Origin of the sequence: Brevundimonas vesicularis, assembly GCF_900445985.1 — a bacterium.
Lineage (GTDB): Bacteria > Pseudomonadota > Alphaproteobacteria > Caulobacterales > Caulobacteraceae > Brevundimonas > Brevundimonas vesicularis_D.
Window position 1 is genome coordinate 1 of record NZ_UAQP01000032.1, and the last position, 3,325, is coordinate 3,325.

At 39.4% G+C, this 3,325-nt stretch carries 6 protein-coding genes; 3 read left to right on the top strand and 3 right to left on the bottom strand.

Annotation, left to right across the window (positions count from 1 at the left end; genetic code table 11):
• The first annotated feature begins 70 nt into the window (after positions 1 to 70).
• Genes DT343_RS18570 through DT343_RS18580 form a run of 3 tightly spaced genes read left to right on the top strand, consistent with a single transcriptional unit; the run spans position 71 to position 1,168 of the window.
• On the top strand, positions 71 to 484 hold the full coding sequence (locus DT343_RS18570; RefSeq protein WP_112863929.1) for a DUF805 domain-containing protein: 414 nt from the start codon (positions 71 to 73) through the stop codon (positions 482 to 484).
• Positions 485 to 539: 55 nt separating this feature from the next.
• A complete protein-coding gene (locus DT343_RS18575; protein WP_146756797.1) occupies positions 540 to 806 on the top strand; it encodes a hypothetical protein in 267 nt (88 codons plus the stop codon).
• A 14-nt stretch (positions 807 to 820) separates the two neighbouring features.
• A complete protein-coding gene (locus DT343_RS18580; RefSeq protein ID WP_146756798.1) occupies positions 821 to 1,168 on the top strand; it encodes a hypothetical protein in 348 nt (115 codons plus the stop codon).
• A gap of 151 nt (positions 1,169 to 1,319) precedes the next feature.
• Here DT343_RS18580 and DT343_RS18585 read toward each other — a convergent pair whose 3' ends face one another.
• The 3 genes from DT343_RS18585 to DT343_RS18595 all read right to left on the bottom strand — a co-directional run bounded on the left by DT343_RS18585 (position 1,320) and on the right by DT343_RS18595 (position 3,298).
• A complete protein-coding gene (locus DT343_RS18585) occupies positions 1,320 to 2,372 on the bottom strand; it encodes a metallophosphoesterase (protein ID WP_112863930.1) in 1,053 nt (350 codons plus the stop codon).
• Positions 2,373 to 2,457: 85 nt separating this feature from the next.
• Positions 2,458 to 2,742, bottom strand: a complete 285-nt coding sequence (locus DT343_RS18590; RefSeq protein ID WP_112863931.1) for a BolA family protein — start codon at positions 2,740 to 2,742, stop codon at positions 2,458 to 2,460.
• Positions 2,735 to 3,298: an inner membrane-spanning protein YciB gene (locus DT343_RS18595; RefSeq protein WP_112863932.1), complete on the bottom strand. Its 564-nt coding sequence runs from the start codon at positions 3,296 to 3,298 to the stop codon at positions 2,735 to 2,737. The genes DT343_RS18590 and DT343_RS18595 overlap by 8 nt, the downstream gene beginning before the upstream one ends.
• Positions 3,299 to 3,325: the final 27 nt, after the last annotated feature.

The following is a 3,325-nucleotide window of genomic DNA, read 5'->3' on the forward strand; positions in this document are numbered from 1 at the left end:
ATGACTGTTCGATAGCCGATATTCAGTATACCATAAGCAAAATTTTTAACCAAAATTTAATGATATAAATATGAAAAATACAACACCAATCCAACATATAAGAGAACAGTTCTTTAGCTTTAATGGAAAAGTTTCTAGATTAGAATTTATAATTTTTTCACTATTATCTTTTTTAATAACTATTGGCTGTTTAATCTGGTGCGTAGGTTCTATTATTTTATTCAACTCAGAATATTCATTTTATTCTAGTTTTTCATACAATGATTCAGATAAAAATGAAATATTATTATTAATTTTTATGTTGTGTTTAACAACTGCATTTTTAACTTTTTCATTTTTTAGTATGTTTTTATCTTTTGTAGTTAGAAGATTGCATGATATAGGATTGAATGGAGTTCATACACTATGGTTATTTATACCAATTATCAATCTACTTTTCTTATTTATTTTATTTACATCAAGGAGCTACATAAACATCGATTAAAATTTTATTTCTAAGGGTTTTACATTATATTTATCAATATTTTTTGGATTATCAAATGAAAAAATCAGTTATTTTACTAATTATCTCTTCTACAATAATAGCAAATTCTTATAGCGCAACCAGTTGTTTATCTGTTGGAGATGGGCAAAGTTGTTATAACTCTGATACTGGAGAAACAACAACTATAACACCTAATAGTTCAAGTGGATACAACACTTACAACTCGAATAATGGTCATAGAACAATCAATACTCCTAACGGCACTGGCGGATATAATTCTTACAATGCAAACAGTGGAGAAATGAATATTATAAACCCATAAATTAAATTTACGATATGAAAATTTTATATAATTTAAAAACTGAAAAACAGAAAGAAGTTGATATAGGTTTTTCTGCTTTTGCTTTCTTTTTTCCTGCATTATGGGCTCTTTTTAATTTATTTTTTGATATATTTTTATTTCTAATGATTGGTTTTGGGTTTCTTGGGATGTTGTTAAGTTCTGTAGTTAACACTACCGCTCAGGAAATAATAAATCATGGAAGCGCCGATAAAACAACAGTTTGGGTTTTATTTTGGTTATTTTTTATTTCTCAAATTGTTGTTCGCATTTATTTAGGAATAAAAGGAAATCAAATAAAATATAGAAGATTAATCGAAAATGGTTATATAGAAAAGGAATAATGGCATAAACTAAAGAATTGAAAAAGTAATACAAAGTAACTCAATGCCGTATGACTTTTTCAATTCCCAATCATAATATGTAAGACTATTTTCTACTAACCACTTAACTAAAAATGAAAATCCACATATTATTTTTGTTTTTAAAGCTCATTTACTCTTTCCCGCTGACTTCGATAATCATCAATTCCGAGCGCGAACCTAGACGCAGGGGCGTGCCCCAATAGCCGAAGCCGCTGCTAGTAAAGAAATGCACGCCGCCGATTTCGGCATGACCATGGTCCAGAACATACATACTGCTGGTTATGAAATTGGCAGGGAAAATCTGTCCGCGGTGCGAGTGCCCCGACACCTGCATATCAATCGGCAGTGTGGCGGCTTCTTCAATATTGGTCGGGCGGTGATCGAGCACAAATACAGGCATTTGCTGATCAACTTGCGCCAATAATTCCGGCAAGGAAGGACGAGCGCGGGCATAGTCGTCATCGCGTCCGATAATCGCGATTTGATTGTTAAATATCGCCGTTTCATCGCGCAATACATGCATTCCCGCCTCGCGCAAAGTGCGGTCATTGCCGGCGGTGTCGCCATAAAATTCATGATTGCCCAAAGTGACATAAACCGGCGCCTGAATGCGCTTGAGAATCTGTGCAATGCCGTCGCGGTCATAATAATCAGGATTGTCATTGATAATATCGCCGGGCATCAGCACCATATCTATTTGCTCAGCATTGAGCATAGCAACCAATTTTTCCGCCATGCCTTTGCCGACCCACAAGCCAAAATGCGTGTCGGTAACCAAAGCGATTTTTAACGGCGTCAGCGGCTTATTCAGCTGAATTTGATAGCGCAAAATGGTCGGCGAATGCGCACTGAACCAAGCAAAGCCCAGTAATGCCAAAAAAGCGGTCGGCAATAGAGGTTTTAAATATTTATCATGACGACCGTGTCCCAACAAATGCAGTAAACCGATTGGCAAAGCGACCAAAAACCATAGCCAAGACAAAGCCAATACATTAGCGAATACGATAATGCCATGCGGCAAAAACCAACGCGCACCGAATAAACTATTGCCTAAGCCGAATAGCAAGACCACCGCATACCAACGCGGCTTATGTCCACTCAGCCATATATACGAACGCAGTAACACAAAAAGCAGCAATTGAAACAAACAAATCACTACCGCCAATAAAAGCCAACGCGGCATATTTTCCCCTTAATAAAAATTTCCGCCTAGGCGGAGAATCACATCAATGCTCTTAAAAACTATGAATACAAGCGCCGAAACGCGCTTATATTGATGCCGATGAGACCTGCTGCGGCGTCTTAGCCTCGATGGATAAGGCATGCACTTCCGTTCCCATCAAATCCGCCACCGCCGCATAGACGGCTTGATGCCGTTTTACCGCAGATAAACCCGCAAAAGCCTCGCTCACGATATATACCGCAAAATGCCCTGCCCCGCCTGCCGAAGCATGTCCGACATGCAAGGCGGAATCGTCGCGAATCTCTAAACATTGCGGCGCAAATGCCGCGCGCAAAGCCTGATCCAACATCGCAATCCGCGCCTCACTCATTCTCGCCCTCCTTATCCTTACGCAAATAAGCGCGCAGCAGCACAAATTGCGCAATTAAAAAGACAATCGTCAACCCCATCAAGCCGAAAAACTTAAAGCTGACATAGATATCATTTGAAAAATTCAATGCCACAAAAACATTCAGCGCACCTTCAAACAAAAAGAAAATGACCCAAGCCACATTCAAGCGCGTCCATAAATGCTCGGGCATATCGAATGCGCTATGCAACATCTTTTTAGTCAAATTTTCCCTGCCCACATATTGCGAGCCTAAAAAGACCGCCGCAATCGCGATATTTAAAACCGTCGGTTTGAATTTGATAAACAAATCATTATGCACCGCCAAAGTCAGCACACCCAAAACCCAAATCACCAATACCGTCAGCCAATGGCGTTTCTCAATCGCGGTATTTCTCAACTTCATCCACAGCAATTGCACAGCCGACACCAGCATCAAAGCCGCCGTCGCCACATACATCGCCTGCTCCGCATAACCCAACACACGTGCCGACACATAAGCGCCGATAAACGCCACAACCGGAATAAAATCCTGCATATATCCTCTACATTAATCAAAAAGTGC

Coding starts and splice junctions, on each gene's coding strand:
- DT343_RS18595 (WP_112863932.1), bottom strand. CDS start 3,298: ATGCAGGATTTTATTCCGGTTGTGGCGTTTATCGGCGCTTATGTGTCG.
- DT343_RS18570 (WP_112863929.1), top strand. CDS start 71: ATGAAAAATACAACACCAATCCAACATATAAGAGAACAGTTCTTTAGC.
- DT343_RS18585 (WP_112863930.1), bottom strand. CDS start 2,372: ATGCCGCGTTGGCTTTTATTGGCGGTAGTGATTTGTTTGTTTCAATTG.
- DT343_RS18580 (WP_146756798.1), top strand. CDS start 821: ATGAAAATTTTATATAATTTAAAAACTGAAAAACAGAAAGAAGTTGAT.
- DT343_RS18575 (WP_146756797.1), top strand. CDS start 540: ATGAAAAAATCAGTTATTTTACTAATTATCTCTTCTACAATAATAGCA.
- DT343_RS18590 (WP_112863931.1), bottom strand. CDS start 2,742: ATGAGTGAGGCGCGGATTGCGATGTTGGATCAGGCTTTGCGCGCGGCA.